Annotated in this window: 16 protein-coding genes and 1 pseudogene; 15 read left to right on the top strand and 2 right to left on the bottom strand. The window is 41.8% G+C overall.

Annotated elements, in window-relative coordinates:
- Nucleotides 1–34: 34 nt before the first annotated feature.
- Nucleotides 35–1,210, bottom strand: coding sequence for a HEAT repeat domain-containing protein (locus ACP2WE_RS14210; RefSeq protein WP_425216202.1), 1,176 nt, complete (start codon nucleotides 1,208–1,210; stop codon nucleotides 35–37).
- Nucleotides 1,211–1,564: 354 nt separating this feature from the next.
- On the opposite strand from ACP2WE_RS14210, the gene ACP2WE_RS14205 reads away from it, so the two are divergent.
- Together ACP2WE_RS14205 and ACP2WE_RS14200 are read left to right on the top strand one after the other, a co-directional pair.
- Nucleotides 1,565–2,572, top strand: a complete 1,008-nt coding sequence (locus ACP2WE_RS14205; RefSeq protein WP_425216201.1) for a permease — start codon at nucleotides 1,565–1,567, stop codon at nucleotides 2,570–2,572.
- Nucleotides 2,573–2,586: 14 nt separating this feature from the next.
- Nucleotides 2,587–2,754 carry a DUF433 domain-containing protein gene (locus ACP2WE_RS14200; protein WP_425216200.1) on the top strand — a complete coding sequence of 56 codons (168 nt, stop codon included), beginning with the start codon at nucleotides 2,587–2,589 and terminating at the stop codon, nucleotides 2,752–2,754.
- A gap of 27 nt (nucleotides 2,755–2,781) precedes the next feature.
- Here ACP2WE_RS14200 and ACP2WE_RS14195 read toward each other — a convergent pair whose 3' ends face one another.
- Nucleotides 2,782–3,237: a transposase gene (locus ACP2WE_RS14195; RefSeq protein WP_425216199.1), complete on the bottom strand. Its 456-nt coding sequence runs from the start codon at nucleotides 3,235–3,237 to the stop codon at nucleotides 2,782–2,784.
- A 10-nt stretch (nucleotides 3,238–3,247) separates the two neighbouring features.
- Here ACP2WE_RS14195 and ACP2WE_RS14190 point away from each other — a divergent pair.
- The 13 genes and pseudogenes from ACP2WE_RS14190 to ACP2WE_RS14130 all read left to right on the top strand — a co-directional run.
- Nucleotides 3,248–3,862 (top strand): annotated as a pseudogene (locus ACP2WE_RS14190) (IS256 family transposase); the annotation flags it as partial.
- 37 nt (nucleotides 3,863–3,899) lie between these two features.
- On the top strand, nucleotides 3,900–4,496 hold the full coding sequence (locus ACP2WE_RS14185) for a DUF998 domain-containing protein (protein ID WP_425216198.1): 597 nt from the start codon (nucleotides 3,900–3,902) through the stop codon (nucleotides 4,494–4,496).
- Between the two features lie 15 nt (nucleotides 4,497–4,511).
- A complete protein-coding gene (locus tag ACP2WE_RS14180; protein ID WP_425216197.1) occupies nucleotides 4,512–5,090 on the top strand; it encodes an NAD(P)H-dependent oxidoreductase in 579 nt (192 codons plus the stop codon).
- Nucleotides 5,091–5,161: 71 nt separating this feature from the next.
- Complete coding sequence (locus tag ACP2WE_RS14175; RefSeq protein ID WP_425216196.1) at nucleotides 5,162–6,481, top strand: alpha/beta fold hydrolase; 1,320 nt, start codon at nucleotides 5,162–5,164, stop codon at nucleotides 6,479–6,481.
- A 42-nt stretch (nucleotides 6,482–6,523) separates the two neighbouring features.
- Nucleotides 6,524–7,333, top strand: a complete 810-nt coding sequence (locus tag ACP2WE_RS14170) for a CPBP family intramembrane glutamic endopeptidase (protein WP_425216195.1) — start codon at nucleotides 6,524–6,526, stop codon at nucleotides 7,331–7,333.
- A 161-nt stretch (nucleotides 7,334–7,494) separates the two neighbouring features.
- Nucleotides 7,495–8,181 (top strand): hypothetical protein, encoded by a 687-nt coding sequence (locus tag ACP2WE_RS14165; RefSeq protein WP_425216194.1) that lies wholly within the window; start codon nucleotides 7,495–7,497, stop codon nucleotides 8,179–8,181.
- A 196-nt stretch (nucleotides 8,182–8,377) separates the two neighbouring features.
- On the top strand, nucleotides 8,378–9,025 hold the full coding sequence (locus ACP2WE_RS14160) for a DUF6064 family protein (RefSeq protein WP_425216193.1): 648 nt from the start codon (nucleotides 8,378–8,380) through the stop codon (nucleotides 9,023–9,025).
- A gap of 64 nt (nucleotides 9,026–9,089) precedes the next feature.
- Nucleotides 9,090–9,524, top strand: coding sequence for a hypothetical protein (locus ACP2WE_RS14155; RefSeq protein ID WP_425216192.1), 435 nt, complete (start codon nucleotides 9,090–9,092; stop codon nucleotides 9,522–9,524).
- A 378-nt stretch (nucleotides 9,525–9,902) separates the two neighbouring features.
- A complete protein-coding gene (locus ACP2WE_RS14150) occupies nucleotides 9,903–10,664 on the top strand; it encodes a DUF6920 family protein (RefSeq protein ID WP_425216191.1) in 762 nt (253 codons plus the stop codon).
- 38 nt (nucleotides 10,665–10,702) lie between these two features.
- Nucleotides 10,703–11,764, top strand: coding sequence for an alpha/beta fold hydrolase (locus ACP2WE_RS14145; protein WP_425216190.1), 1,062 nt, complete (start codon nucleotides 10,703–10,705; stop codon nucleotides 11,762–11,764).
- A 12-nt stretch (nucleotides 11,765–11,776) separates the two neighbouring features.
- The gene (locus tag ACP2WE_RS14140) at nucleotides 11,777–12,424 is read left to right on the top strand and encodes a hypothetical protein (RefSeq protein ID WP_425216189.1); all 648 of its coding nucleotides are present in this window, start codon (nucleotides 11,777–11,779) and stop codon (nucleotides 12,422–12,424) included.
- Nucleotides 12,414–13,937 carry a phytoene desaturase family protein gene (locus ACP2WE_RS14135; RefSeq protein ID WP_425216188.1) on the top strand — a complete coding sequence of 508 codons (1,524 nt, stop codon included), beginning with the start codon at nucleotides 12,414–12,416 and terminating at the stop codon, nucleotides 13,935–13,937. Before ACP2WE_RS14140 ends, ACP2WE_RS14135 begins: the two co-directional genes overlap by 11 nt.
- Before the next feature lie 9 nt (nucleotides 13,938–13,946).
- Entirely contained in the window at nucleotides 13,947–14,756 is an 810-nt protein-coding gene (locus ACP2WE_RS14130) for a CPBP family intramembrane glutamic endopeptidase (protein WP_425216187.1), read from the top strand.
- Nucleotides 14,757–14,842: the final 86 nt, after the last annotated feature.

The following is a 14,842-nucleotide window of genomic DNA, read 5'->3' as shown; positions in this document are numbered from 1 at the left end:
ATATCTGTAAATATACTTAACAAATTCTTTGGGCTCACTGCAAAACTGTAAAGTCAGAATCATCGGTAAATTGGTCTTGGTTAGACACCGAATACTGAGGCACTGAGATAGTTTGATTTAATGTTCTCAGGACTTCTTGAGCATCGGGCGAATTAATTTGTCGCAATGCACGTACCACAGCATTTCTAACAGCCCGATCGCTGTCTCGAACCGCCTGAGATAGATGAAACACAGCTTCGTAAGTACCAATTTCACCAAGGGCGATCGCGGCGTCACAACGCACATAGGGAAACTCATCCCCCCTGAGGCGATCGACCAATAGGGGAATTACTTCATCTATACCCATCTGCCCCAAAGTACGGGCTGCGACGCTACGGGTATGGCTGGCAGGGTTATTTAACATTTCCGCGATCGCGGCGATCGCAGGATGCCCTAAATTCTTAAGGGCTTGCACGGCTTGGGACTGCACGCTGATATCGCTATCTGTGAGGCGCATCGCTAAGGGGGTAGCCGCGAGGGGCGATCGAATCTGCCCCAATGCCCAGGCTGCTTCAAATCGGAGGGATTGGGTGGAACTCGATAGGGCATCAATCAAAGCTGGGACCGCTAAGGGCGAACTGATTTGTCCGAGTGAGTGGGCAGCTTGAATTTTTACTAAATCATCGCCATGCTTAAGTACATCCACTAAAGGAGACACGGCAGGTAAGTTACCTTTATGCAAGGCTTTAGCCGCTGCCGCCTGTACGTGCACTGAGGGATGTTGTAACATTTGCACGAGCGCAGAGATTGCCTCCGAACTGCCGATCCAAGCTAGGGCAGAGGTTGCCTGTGGGTAAATCTGGCGATCGGGGTTTTGAGCGGCAGCAATGAGGGGAGAAATTGCGCGGGGCGAACGAAGATAACCCAGCGCGATCGCGGCTTTTTTGGCAAGGGACAAATCATCACTCGCTAGACGCCTTAACAGATCTGGAACTACGTCACTACGACAGCGAATCAGCTTTTGCAAAGCTTGAGAAAATAGGTCAGAGCGCGAGGCAGTATCAAATTCAGTTAGGATCGATGCCACACCACCAATTTCTGGAGCGGATGGGTTGAGAGTCGGGCGATCGTCTGTGTTAGATTTGGGCTGAGGTGGAATTCTATAGTCATCGAGTCGAGGCGGCGCAAACTTACGCTCAGGATTGGCTGGTTTTAGTTCTGGCTCATCCATAAATACTTTCCTGTAATACTGCCCTGCCAAAGGCTTAACGTGCGATCGCTGCGATTTGCTTGTTATGATGCCTAGGATAATTTGTCAAGTGTCTTCTAACTGAAGATTTTCTGAACCTTTAAAGGATTGCCGATCGGGCAAAATGCTAGATTTTATGGCTAACTGTATCGTAACTTACATCCAATCCGATCTCGCACAATCCCTTCGCAAAACCTATCAGCCAAAACGCATAGGGAATAGAACATGACAGATCGATACGAATTGAAAGATCGGAATTTTTACATTGGTGGTTTATTCTGAGGATTTATTGTCAGGATTTACATAAAGGATTATGGAGAGTTTAGATTTTAGGGCATGAATCAACTGATCAGTGCATTTACCCTGTTTTTAAGTCTATTGGTGGAGGCAATTCCCTTTTTGATGTTGGGGGTGCTTTTATCTGGTTTGTTGCTCTTGTTTGTAGATGAGAGAAAACTAATCGCTATCCTCCCTAAAAATCCAGTTTTGGGCGCACTGGTTGGTAGTTTGGCAGGTTTTTTGTTTCCTGTCTGCGAGTGTGGCAATATTCCAGTAGCACGCCGATTGATTACGCAGGGTGCCCCTGCTTCGGTGGCAATTGGGTTCCTCCTCGCTGCCCCAACAATCAATCCGATTGTGATTTTTTCTACCTATACTGCCTTTCGCGATCAGCCCGAAATCGTTGTCTTACGAATCGGAATGTCCTTGGCGATCGCTACCATCGTCGGTGCAATTTTTAGCGTTCAAAAAGATTTGCGACCTCTATTACAACCCAATCTGGCGATTTACGTTCCCACACCAAAATCTAGTCCGCCTCAAACAAAAAGTGGTTCCAAACTTCCACAAACAGGTACATTTTTTCTGGGTCAAACCGATCGCCCCCTTGAGCTAGAGACGCTGCCATTGCCCACGACCTCGGTAGTTGAGAAACCTTTTCGCGATCGCTTGCATTTGCTCCTCGATAACACGATCGCCGAGATGCGAGAACTGGGTTCGATTTTGGTGTTGGGCAGTGCTGTTGCTGCCGCAATTCAGGTATGGGTTCCTCGGGATATTATTCTGAGCTTAGGGCAAGGGCCGATTAGCTCCATTGTGGCAATGATGATCTTGGCAGCAGTTGTCTCTATTTGCTCCACCGTAGATTCGTTTTTTGCGCTCTCTTTCTCTGCCACTTTTACCAGTGGTTCGTTACTGAGTTTTTTGGTATTTGGCCCGATGATCGACCTCAAAGCGATCGGACTGGTTTTGACCATTTTCAAGAAGCGTACTGTAGTTTATCTATTCCTGCTATCCGCTCAAATGACTTTCTTGGGTTGTCTATTTGTTAATTTCCAAATTCGTTAGAAAGGGAGAATGTGATGAAGAACGAACCATTAGAACGGATTATTCTAAATCCCAAAATCATGGCTGGTAAGCCGATCGTAAGAGGGACAAGATTAACTATCGATGCAAGTATCATCCCCGTACCAAATTTTCCCACCCCTACCTCCTTTTATTTTCACTTTTTGTTTCTGACTGATTTTTAGAGGTGCCCTTAGAGAGTGTTTGAGAAGTTAAGCAAGACGTTTTAGGAGGATTTGAATCATCCCAACATAGAAAAAAGCCTCAGAAGTTTCAGGAAAAAATTCGTATTCTTTACTTAGGCGACGAAAGCGAGTAAACCAACCAAACGTGCGTTCCACAACCCAGCGCTTTTGTTGAACTACAAATCCCTTTTGTCCTTCAGGAGAAGAAACAACTTGCAAACACCAGTGAAACACAGCGAGTATTGCAAGGATAAAAGACTGCCCAGAATAACCACGATCTACCCAAATCGTTGATAACCGAGGAAAACTGTCACGAATTTGATCGATTCGCTCCAAAAGCAACTTTGCGCCACTGCGATCGTTGACATTAGCCGCAGTCACTACCACCATCATCAGTAAACCCAGAGTATCAACAAGAATGTTTCGTTTTCTGCCTTTGACGAGTTTGCCTCCATCAATACCAACATCTTCGGGCAATGACAATCGACTAGCAATTTTGGGTATGTGGATTTCGCCTAACGAGGGTGCAAAGTTCTGGTTGTCGGTACTGACAGAAATTCAGAATCGTGGAGTTAGAGATATTTTGATTGCCTGTGTGGATGGTTTGACGGGATTTCCCAATGCGATTGAAACTGTGTTTCCCAAAACGACTGTACAGCTATGCATTGTCCACATGGTGCGTAACTCAGTGGCTTTTGTGGGATGGCAGCAACGCAAGCAAGTTTGTGCTGACCTCAAGACCATCTACGGTGCAGCAACAGAGTCGGAGGCGGAGTTTAACTTGGAATTATTTGCCGAAAAATGGGATGAGCAATATCCATCCATCAGCAAATCTTGGCGCGCTCATTGGTCTCATATCATTCCTTTCTTTGCCTTCCCCCATGAGATCCGTAAGGTGATTTACACTACGAATGCGATTGAGTCGATGAATAGCAGTTTGCGCAAGGTGATTAAAAATCAACAGATTTTTCCGACCGATGAGGCTGCTTTTAAATTGGTTTATTTGGCGATGCGGAATATCTCTAAAAAGTGGACGATGCCAATTAAGGATTGGAAACCTGCCCTGAATCGCTTTGATATTTTATTTGGCGATCGCCTCCATATCTAGATTTCAGAGTTTACACAGTTTACTTGACACTCTCATTATGAATAAATTAAGACTTTCTGGTTTATTATTCTTTCTTGCTGGCTCATTTGCCTTAATGGGCATCATTACTGCCGAAGCATTTTATCCATCTGGTACTGGTTACACAACTTTTCAAAGCGAAGTCAGCGATCTTGGCGCAACCAGACCGCCCAATAGCATGATCTATCAGCCGTCTTCGAGCATTTTTAATACCACAATGCTGTTATCGGGGCTGATGACTTTAACAGCAACATTTTATCAGCATAGATACTTCAGAAAATTGCTTGTCAGCATTCCACTCGGTCTATTTGGTTTGGGTTTAGTGGGTATTGGAATTTTTCCTGGAGACAAAACTCCGTATCATGGAATGTTCGCTATGCTTACATTTTTATCTGGTGGATTTTCAGCGATCGCATCTGCCAAAATTGCTTCAGCACCTTTCAAATATATTGGGATTCTACTTGGTTCAGTTGCATTACTTACTTGGTGTACCGCCGTGTTTGTTCCTGCCATTATTTTCCCTTTTATCGGCAATGGCGGAACAGAAAGATGGATAGTTTATCCACTTGTATTATGGTTAACAGGCTTAGGTGGTTATTTGATGAATAAACAATAATTTAAAAATAAAACAATGAAAAAAATACTCGTCATCAACGGACATCCAGACAAGGAAAGTTTCTGTTTTGCAATCGCAGAAAGCTACAAAAATGGGGCTAACTCATCTGGAGCAGATTGCAAATTGGTGCATCTAATTGATTTAGACTTCAATCCCATTTTGACTTTTGGATACAGGGAAATAAGTGAGTTAGAACCCGATCTAGTAAAAATGCAGCAAGAAATCTTAGCAGCAGACCATTTGGTTTTGGTTTATCCCAATTGGTGGTCAACTTTTCCTGCGCTTTTAAAAGGATTTATCGATCGGGTTTTTGTACCTGGTTTTGCCTTCAAATACCATAAAAATTCTCCATTTTGGGACAAGTTATTGGTAGGGAAAACCGCAAGGCTTATTGTCACAATGGATACGCCAAAATGGTATTACTTCTTGATGAATATAAATGCTGGACACAATGCAATGAGAATTGGCGTATTAGAATTTTGCGGTATAAAACCCGTAAAAATCACCTCATTCGCTCCTGTGAAATCATCTGATGAAATAAAAAGAAGAAAATGGTTGACTGAAGTTAAAAAACTAGGAAAAGAGCAAAAATAAACCCACCATTTACGAATGAATAACCCCACTGCTTGCGGCGGGTAGTGCTTGTCCAAATAGTAAGATTTATCATGAGTCACCTCCTGCATACTCCGATTCGCAAGCCCAATCGTCTATCCAAACTCCAAATTGTGAGAGCGATCGCGCTTACATCGCTACGAGTTCTGGTATTCATCTTGATGTTTCTGGCGATTTTACCAGTCGCATTGCTAACCATTAGTATCCCAGTTCCCCCATCTATTCTAATTCTATTTGCAATGGCAGAGGTCGCCCTAGTGGTGGCGGTATTTCGGCTTGGCTTTACCGTGCGTGTAGTTCTTGCCGAACTTGCAGGGTTTATAGCGATCGCCATCCTTGCCATTTTCGCCTCACAACTCTTCGCGTCTACACCGCCCATTGTCGATGCCAACGGCAAACCCATACGCAACAACATTGCGGTACTAGAAACAGTGAAACTTGGCGGCTCCGATGAATGGATCTCGATTCGCGGCAAGGATTCGCGCAATCCAGTGTTGCTCTTTCTTGCTGGCGGTCCCGGTGGTACCCAACTCGTTCTTGAGCAGCGCGCACTCGCTGGGCTGGAAGATCGCTTTGTCGTCGTCAACTGGGATCAACCAGGGGCAGGCAAATCCTTTAACGCGATCGACCATGCAAAGTTAACACCCGATCGCTACATCTCCGATGCCCACGAATTGGTCTTGCACCTGCGCCAACGCTTTGGCAAGGACAAAATCTATCTGTCGGGACAGTCGTGGGGCAGCGCCCTTGGCATTATGGTGGTGCAACGTTACCCAGACTTGTTTCATGCGTTTATCGGCACGGGTCAGGAGGTGGCGTTCCTGGAGAACGAGCTGATTCGGTATGATTTAGCGCTGAGTTTAGCACAGGAACGCGGAGACGTGCAGCAAGTGGAAAAACTTAAGCAGCAGGGAGCACCGCCCTATTACGGCAAGGATGTCATGCCCAAGATGCTGACCTACCTCAACGATCTGAACAAGTATAGGAACGATCAGCAGAATCTTGCGATCGCCAAACCGAAGTTCAACATAGTGTTTGAACTTATTACAAGCTCTGAGTACGGATTGGTCGACAAAGTGAATTTATATTTATCCCGAGGAGAACTGGAAACAGTAGGAGTTGTCTTTCCGCAATTGTGGGGTGTGGACTTTCGCAAGCAGGCTACGCACCTCAAAGTGCCCGCCTACTTTTTGATTGGTCGCCACGATGGCACCACGTCGCCTAAGCTGACCGAAGAGTATTTTAATCTCCTGACTGCACCTCACAAAGAATTGATTTGGTTTGAACATTCAGGTCACGGTTCTTGGATGAATGAGCCAGCCAAATTCATCGATGTGCTGCTAAAAATACTATTCACACAAAATGAAAAATAAAACCCATAAAAATATCGTCCCAACATTTAATCAATCATAATCATGGATAACAACGTACCAGAAGATAAGTCACCACTCAAATTCTTTCTACTTATTTATGGACTTTCTATCCCTTTATGGGTAATTGAGACAAGAATTGATGTTAAAGGGCTTCCGTTAGATATTCCTATAACAGATATATTTGCTGCATTTACACCAATGATTGCAGCTAGCATTCTTACTTACAAAGAAGAAGGATATATTGGTATTAACAAACTGTTTAAGAGGATTTTAGATTTTTCAAGAATCACAAAAAAGATATGGTATGTACCGATCGCTTTGCTACCATTTCTAATGTATTTGTTGATATACATAATAATCCACCTTATAGGATTACCTCTTCCAATCAATTTTTATATTCCTTTTCTTTCAATCCCTTTTCTTTTTTGCTTGTTTTTTCTCGGAGCTGTGGCAGAAGAAACTGGCTATATGGGTTATGCCATCGAACCTATGCAAGAAAGGTTTGGCGCTTTATCAGCAAGTATCCTTATGGGTATACCTTGGACAGTATGGCATTACCCCTCAATAATTCAACAGGGACACAATCTAACTTGGATAGCTTGGGCAACTCTCGGTACAGTTGCTGTGAGAGTTCTGATTGTTTGGATTTACAACAACACAGGGGAAAGTTTATTTGCTTGCATACTTTTTCATACTTTGTTGAATGTAGGAAGACCTTTGTTCCCAAGGGATGAAATACACAATCCATTGGTTGACTATCCTGATATTCACTATTCAATAATGGCAATTACTGCTGTTATTGTTGTCTTTCTATGGGGATCGAAGACATTAGCTCAATATAGATATACCTGATTTGGCATCAAGTGTATCTATATTGTATCGCATTGTATCGCAATCAATCAATTCAATCAACTCATTCAGTAAGTCATGCGATCGCCTGTCACATTAGTATTGATTGCGAACTTGTAGATGTGCAAGTGATATGGAAGTTAGTAACTCTTAAGAGATAGAAAATGAACTCTATACCAAAAGCAACTACAGATCGACAAACAGTAATAACTTTGGGATTTTGGTCGGCAATATTAGCAAGTGTGTTTGCGATCTTATTTATTTTGATCGCGATCGCTATTTCTCTCATGTTCCCAATGAAAGCATGGAATGGAATACAAACTTATGTAGAGAATTTCAACTTTCTGGATATGGCAAGCTTTATCCCTGCCTTCTTTTTAGCCCCAACTATGGTCATATTGATAGTTTGTATCAATGCGATCTCCCCTGAATCAAAGAAGATTTTTAGCCAAATCGGTTTAGCATTTACGATTGTCTATGCCGCCATTATCCCAACCAATTACTACCTCCAGTTATTTGTCGTGCGCCTGAACCTCCAAAGCGGCACATTGGAAGGATTAAGCATCCTAGCTCAGCCCAACTTACATTCCATTTTTTTTGCATTAGAGACTCTTGGTTATGGGTTTCTAAGTTTGGCAACTATATTTGTCAGTTTGGTTTTCACTAGTGGAAAGTTAGAGATTTGGATGCGATCGCTATTTATTGTCAGTGGTGCTGTGGGAATCTTTGGTGTGTTGGCTGCTCCATTTGGCCAGCCATATCTCATATTTGCAGGATTGGGAATCTGGTCTCTCGCTTTCCCGATCTCTACAATTCTGCTAAGTATTTTCTTCCGCAGATCCCTAAATTGAAGTATTTCAGATTATCTTTTGTATCGTTCTCAATCAATTCAATCAACTCATTCGGGAAGTTAGGCGATCGCCTGTCACACTTAAAGCTTGGTATGAGCGAAAAAATTAACTTCTCCCCTATAGTCGAACATTGTGGAACTGATGAAAGCTATAAATTGCAACTGAATAACCGTAATCGAGTGGAGGAAAATTAGCAATGCCATTTACCACCGAACAATTTTTTCGGGTTTTCGAGAAATATAATCAAACTGTATTTCCGATGCAATTTTTACTAATTTTAGTAGCGATCGCCTCGATTGCACTGGCGGCAAGTCCAAAACCGTTCGCAAACAAAACTATTTCGGGATTACTCGGGTTTCTCTGGTTGTGGGCAGGCATTGTTTACCATTTGATTTTTTTCACGGAAATCAGTCCACCCGCCTATCTTTTCGGGGCTGCATTCATTGTTCAAGGCTTGTTATTTTTATACGAAGGAGTGGCAAGAAACCGTCTAAGTTTTCGCGCCAGTCGGAAATTTTACGGAATTCTCGGCGTGATGTTCATTGTTTACGCCCTAGCGATCTATCCGTTAATAGGCTTAGCTCTGGGTCGAATTTACCCAGCATCGCAAACTTTCGGCGTACCTTGTCCAACAACCATTTTTACGTTCGGATTGCTGCTGTGGACAGACAAAAAAGTTCCGTTAAGTTTATTGATTATTCCAGTTTTATGGTCGATTGTCGGAACCTCAGCGGCTCTAAATTTCGGGATTAAAGAAGATTTCGGCTTGCTTGTCGCGGGAACATTAGGAACTGTTTCTATTATTCGACACAATTTAATACAAAAAATGGAGAAATTATTTTGACACAATATGGGAAGTGAGACCAAATTAATACTGATTAAAATTATTCACACTGCGATGAGGAAGTATGAAAAAAATTACTTCAAAAATGTCGATGATTAAAAACTACTACTATCTAATAGTGGGAATTCTTTCAATTCTTTTCGCTTTTACACATGCATGGAATGGGCAAACTACAGTTTTGCCTATAGTTAATGGAAGTAACATCGATCTGGCTACACAAACGACGATTTGTTATATTTGGCATATTCTTACGACTGAAAACTTTATTTTTGGGGTCTCATTTCTGGTAATGGCATTTTACAAAGATTTGTCAAAAGTCAAATTTACGGCTTGGATGATCGCAATCATAATCATTGCTCGCTGGGGAGTGATTTTTGGGAGCACGTTATCTAAAAATATAAATAGTCTCACAGAAACCCTATCTGATTCAATAGCAATAATTATTTATGTGGGATTAATACTTCTCGGCACAAGAATTAAAGATAAAATCTCAGGCTGAAAATCATGGTATTTGGAACGTCGATTCAGACCAAATTGAAGTTGATTAAAATCCTTCACACTGCGATTTGGATATTTTTCAACTTTGTAATTTTCTATATGCTTTATGCCGCGATCGTAAATAAGCTCGATCGCTGGCTCTGGATCGGGTATGGATTTGGATTTCTAGAAGGACTAATCCTCCTCACGTTCAAATTCCATTGTCCATTAAACCTGATGGCACGAAAATACGCAAATTCCACAAAGGACAATTTTGATATTTATCTGCCAACTGGGCTAGCCAAGTATACGAAATTAATCTACACCACTATTTTTTTGAGATCGTTATCATCATCTATCAAATTTTGAATTAAAAAATACCGAAACACTGGAGGCAGTGATGACCAAACAAATTTCTCTTGATGCGTTATGGGGGGCAACCACATCTCAGGATCGCGTATTCCATGCAAATGAGTTTTCTCATCTACCAGAAGCCGCCAGAAGATATCTCGAACATGCGATCGCACCTGAAACAAAGATCGCCTCTGCGGTTCGCTTGAAGATGCACGGCGAAATCAAATTAAAGAGTTGGATTCCATTTAAAGCAGAGCAAGTTATTTGCTGGGAACATGGACTGATTTGGAGTGCTACAGCATGGATGAATGGATTCTTGCCAATTGTCGGATCGGATCGCATCATCGACGGTATCGGTGCGATGCAGTGGAAGCTGTTAGGATTGTTCCCTGTGATGACGGCGAGTGGTATCGATCTTACGCGGTCTGGTATTGGCCGCCTCCAAGCAGAATCAGTGTGGTTACCGTCTGTATTCTGTGGTGATGCCGTTTCCTGGACAAGCAAGGAGTCATCGGATCCAGACTCCAATTTGCATTCTAGTTTTGTAGTGCAAGGCGAGAGAGCAGAACTAGATTTCACGATCGATCGCACAGGTCATCTCAAGACTGCCAAATTACCCCGCTGGGGCAATCCAGAAGGTGCTGATTTTGATTATGTGGACTTCGGTGGAATTTTAGAGTCAGAGGGCACGTTCTGCGGCTACACCATTCCCACTCGTCTACGAATTGGATGGTACTTTGGCTCCGATCGATTTGAATTGGAAGGTGAGTTCTTCCGAGCTACGATTGACGATGCAATCTATCGATAGCCCAATCCGACCATCAAATTAATATCAAAAATATAGTTATGATGCTTTTTCTTCCGATCGCTTTATTGAGTGCAATAGTCTTAGGTATCTTATTCCTAATTCCCAGTTTTACTTTTTCTATTAAAGATAAACAAGGGCATAATGTTTCTCGGAGCATTGCTTTACTCGAAAAAGTTAATTTGGGAAGACAGGAACAATGGATTCTTATTCGTGGCATAGATACCACAAATCCGATCGCTCTCTTTCTTCATGGTGGTCCTGGCACTTCAAATATGTGTCTTTTAAGGAAATACACGGATGAATTAGAAAAACATTTTATAGTCGTAACTTGGGATCAACGAGGGGCAGGCAAATCTTATAAAGCTATTAATCCTCATTCTTCCATGACAGTTAATCAGTTTGTCTTGGATACTGGCGAACTTACCCAATTGCTCTGCGATCGCTTTAATCAAAAGAAAATATTTCTGGTTGGTCATTCATGGGGAAGTCTAATCGGAATATTTAGTATCCAAAAATATCCAGATTTATATCATGCTTACATAGGTATTGGTCAGATTGCAAATATGCAGGAGAACGAACAAATTTCTTATGATTGGACATTGGCACAGGCGACAAAAGCCAAAGATAACCGAGCAGTTAAGACTCTTACCGAAATAGGTTCTCCGCCTTACACTGGTGATTGGCAGAAAAAACTGATGACCCAACGACGCTTACTAGGAAAGTATGGTGGAGAGTTGTATGGCAGTTCAAAAGGTGCTTTCCCAATTATTTGTATTAGCCTGATATGTGCTACTGAATATACTTTAATTGACAAAGTGAATTTCTTTAAAGGAATAATTCAATCTAATCATTTGTTATGGCAGGAACTTTTGACCATTAACCTAAAAGAACAGGTGTCATCCTTTAAAGTCCCAATATATTTTGTATTAGGAAGACATGACTACGAAGCACCATCTGTAATTGCAGAACAGTATTTCAAAATAATTGAAGCACCCAAAAAAGAATTAATTTGGTTTGAGAACTCGGCACACCTTGCTGACATAGAAGAACATGAGAAGTTTAATGACCTCTTGATAAATCATATATTACCTACTATTTAAAAACACAAAATCATGAATAAAACAGTACATAAAGTTGGGTTTTGGTCAGGACTAATTGCCTTCGCTTCAACAGTTGCATTTGTTATTGTTCAGATGTTGCAGCTTTTTGATATTCTCAGTTATCCATTGGATGAAGTTTTAATTTATGGATTTTCTCTTTGCATAGTAGTACCTTTCTTGTTAGAAATGCTAGCACTTCACTATATAGCTCCAACTGAGAAAAAGTTTTGGAGTCATGCGGCTCTTATTTTTACAGTCTTGTATGTAGCATTCGTTACCGCTAATTATATTGTTCAACTAGCAACAGTAATTCCGATGACACTTCAAGGAACTTCAGATGAGATTCTTATTCTAAGACAAACTCCGCACTCTCTCTTTTGGGACTTTGATGCGATCGGCTATATATTTATGGGATTCGCAACCTTATTTGCTGTTCCGATATTTGAGAAGCAGGGATTTCAAAGGTGGGTCAGATATTCTTTCTTGGCTCATAGTCTTGTTACACCTCTGATTGTATTTGTTTATTTCTATCCTAACTTTTCGGAGAAGCTACTTCTTATTGGAATGCCTTGGGCAATTACTGCTCCCTTGTCAATGTTGCTACTTGCCATCATGTTCAAGAAGGATTCTGAAGTAATTACTCAAACAAATGAAATATAAATGCGGTGGCACTATTATCATTATTGGGGCGGGAATTGCTGGGTTGGCGGCTGGTTGCTATGCCCAGATGAATGGTTATCGATCGCAGATATTTGAAATGCACGATCGACCAGGTGGGCTATGTACTTCATGGTCGCGACAGGGATTTATTTTTGATGGTTGTATTCACTATTTGTTTGGCTCTGCACGAGGACAGCCTTTCTACCAACTCTGGGAGGAACTTGGCGTTGTGCCGCAGCAACAATTTGTCCATCATGATGAATTGCTGCGGGTGAGCGAACCTGATGGGAAAACCTTAATTGTCTACAGCAATCCCGTTCGATTAGAGCAGCATTTAAAAGAACTATCACCGATCGATCGGCAATTAATCAGCGATCTATGTGTGGGGATTCGCACTTTTACTCGCTTCGATCTGTCACTACTTCAGCAGCAACCTAAAGCATTGATGCAGTTGGGTGACTGGGGAAAGTTAGTGCGGAAAATGTTGCCATTTATCTGCTCACTAGCGCGGTGGGGAAACCTTTCAGCAGCAGAGTTTGCTAAGAGGTTTCAATCTCCCTTTCTCCGCCGCACCATTCCCCAGATGTTTGGCTGGGAGAGCATTCCTGTGATAGTGGGGATGTCTTTGTTAGCTTATATGCACACTAAAAATGCTGGATTTCCGCTGGGGGGATCGCTCCAATTTGCCGAAAAGATCGCCAATCGTTATCTGGAATTAGGAGGTGAAATTCACTATAAATCACAAGTAGAAAAGATTTTAGTGGAGAATCATCGAGCGAATGGTGTTCGACTATATAACAATGAGAATTACTTTGTCGATCGAATTATTTCAGCCTGTGACGGACACAATACGCTCTTTGGGTTACTAGATCGGCAATATGTCCCTCGCGAGATGCAACGTTACTACGATGGACACTTACCGATTCATTCCCAACTACAGGTATCACTGGGCGTAAATCGCGACCTATCAGACACACCGCACTGGACTACTCATCTGCTCGATGAACCTGTAGTTATTGCAGGGGAAGAGCGGTATGAGATTGGGGTCAAACACTATTGCTTCGATCGCTCTCTAGCACCACAGGGAAAATCGGTGCTCATGGTCATATTGACGACTAATTATGACTATTGGCAACGTATTTATGGTCGATCGATCTACGATGCAGAGGAAATTCAAGAATCACAAATTCTCATCGATCTTTTAGAGCAATTTTATCCTGGTATTAAGAATGATATTGAGTTTGTAGATGTGGCTACACCCCTTACCTACGAGCGCTATACGGGTAACTGGCAAGGATCGAGTTGTGGTTGGCTATTGACGAAACAAACTCTGCCATTATCGATCAAAGGCTTGCCGAAAACATTACCTAAACTACGGAATTTTTATGCGATCGGGCAATGGGTGGAACCAGGTGGGAGTGTGCCAGTGGTTGCCATGTCGGGACGCAATATTATTCAGCAAATTTGTCGGGAAGACAAGCAGACTTTTCGGTCAATAACACCTTCAAAATAGAAGAGCTATATGGAAAACAAAGTACCAGAAAACCACTCGCCATTAAAATTCTTTCTACTTGTTTATGGACTTTCTATCCCTTTATGGATAATTGAAACAAGAATTGATGTAAAAGGGCTACCGTTAGATATTCCTATAACAGACATATTAGCTGCATTTACGCCAATGATTGCAGCAAGTATTCTCGTTTACAAAGAAGAAGGGCATATTGGTACTAACAAACTGTTTAAGAGAATTTTAGATTTTCCAAGAATCACAAAAAAGATATGGTATGTACCGATCGTTTTGCTGCCATTTTTAATGTATTTGTTGATATACATAATAATCCACCTTATAGGATTACCTCTTCCAATCAATTTTTACATTCCTTTTCTTTCAATCCCTTTTCTTTTTTGCTTGTTTTTTCTCGGAGCTGTGGCAGAAGAAACTGGCTATATGGGTTATGCCATCGAACCTATGCAAGAAAGGTTTGGCGCTTTATCAGCAAGTATCCTTATGGGTATACCTTGGACAGTATGGCATTACCCCTCAATAATTCAACAGGGACACAATCTAACTTGGATAGCTTGGGCAACTCTCGGTACAGTTGCTGTGAGAGTTCTGATTGTTTGGATTTACAACAACACAGGGGAAAGTTTATTTGCTTGTATACTTTTTCATACTTTGTTGAATGTAGGAAGACCTTTGTTCCCAAGGGATGAAATACACAATCCATTGGTTGACTATCCTGATGTTCACTATTCAATAATTGCAATTACCGCAGGTATTGTTGTCTTTCTATGGGGATCGAAGACATTAGCCCGATATAGATATATCTGATTTCACCACAGCGTTACTATTAATTAAAAAAAATGATACTCATCCGAACAAGTCGATTTATAACACTTTTATTAGCTTCGTTCAGC

The organism is Tumidithrix helvetica PCC 7403 (assembly GCF_965232925.1).
GTDB classification, from domain to species: domain Bacteria; phylum Cyanobacteriota; class Cyanobacteriia; order Pseudanabaenales; family Pseudanabaenaceae; genus Tumidithrix; species Tumidithrix helvetica.
Note: the sequence above shows the minus strand (reverse complement) of the source record. Positions and strands in the feature narration are given on the sequence as shown.

Bases quoted from the DNA above. Each gene is read 5' to 3' on its own strand.
- ACP2WE_RS14210 (WP_425216202.1), bottom strand. From the start codon at position 1,210: ATGGATGAGCCAGAACTAAAACCAGCCAATCCTGAGCGTAAGTTTGCG.
- ACP2WE_RS14205 (WP_425216201.1), top strand. From the start codon at position 1,565: ATGAATCAACTGATCAGTGCATTTACCCTGTTTTTAAGTCTATTGGTG.
- ACP2WE_RS14200 (WP_425216200.1), top strand. From the start codon at position 2,587: ATGAAGAACGAACCATTAGAACGGATTATTCTAAATCCCAAAATCATG.
- ACP2WE_RS14185 (WP_425216198.1), top strand. From the start codon at position 3,900: ATGAATAAATTAAGACTTTCTGGTTTATTATTCTTTCTTGCTGGCTCA.
- ACP2WE_RS14180 (WP_425216197.1), top strand. From the start codon at position 4,512: ATGAAAAAAATACTCGTCATCAACGGACATCCAGACAAGGAAAGTTTC.
- ACP2WE_RS14175 (WP_425216196.1), top strand. From the start codon at position 5,162: ATGAGTCACCTCCTGCATACTCCGATTCGCAAGCCCAATCGTCTATCC.
- ACP2WE_RS14170 (WP_425216195.1), top strand. From the start codon at position 6,524: ATGGATAACAACGTACCAGAAGATAAGTCACCACTCAAATTCTTTCTA.
- ACP2WE_RS14165 (WP_425216194.1), top strand. From the start codon at position 7,495: ATGAACTCTATACCAAAAGCAACTACAGATCGACAAACAGTAATAACT.
- ACP2WE_RS14160 (WP_425216193.1), top strand. From the start codon at position 8,378: ATGCCATTTACCACCGAACAATTTTTTCGGGTTTTCGAGAAATATAAT.
- ACP2WE_RS14155 (WP_425216192.1), top strand. From the start codon at position 9,090: ATGAAAAAAATTACTTCAAAAATGTCGATGATTAAAAACTACTACTAT.
- ACP2WE_RS14150 (WP_425216191.1), top strand. From the start codon at position 9,903: ATGACCAAACAAATTTCTCTTGATGCGTTATGGGGGGCAACCACATCT.
- ACP2WE_RS14145 (WP_425216190.1), top strand. From the start codon at position 10,703: ATGATGCTTTTTCTTCCGATCGCTTTATTGAGTGCAATAGTCTTAGGT.
- ACP2WE_RS14140 (WP_425216189.1), top strand. From the start codon at position 11,777: ATGAATAAAACAGTACATAAAGTTGGGTTTTGGTCAGGACTAATTGCC.
- ACP2WE_RS14135 (WP_425216188.1), top strand. From the start codon at position 12,414: ATGAAATATAAATGCGGTGGCACTATTATCATTATTGGGGCGGGAATT.
- ACP2WE_RS14130 (WP_425216187.1), top strand. From the start codon at position 13,947: ATGGAAAACAAAGTACCAGAAAACCACTCGCCATTAAAATTCTTTCTA.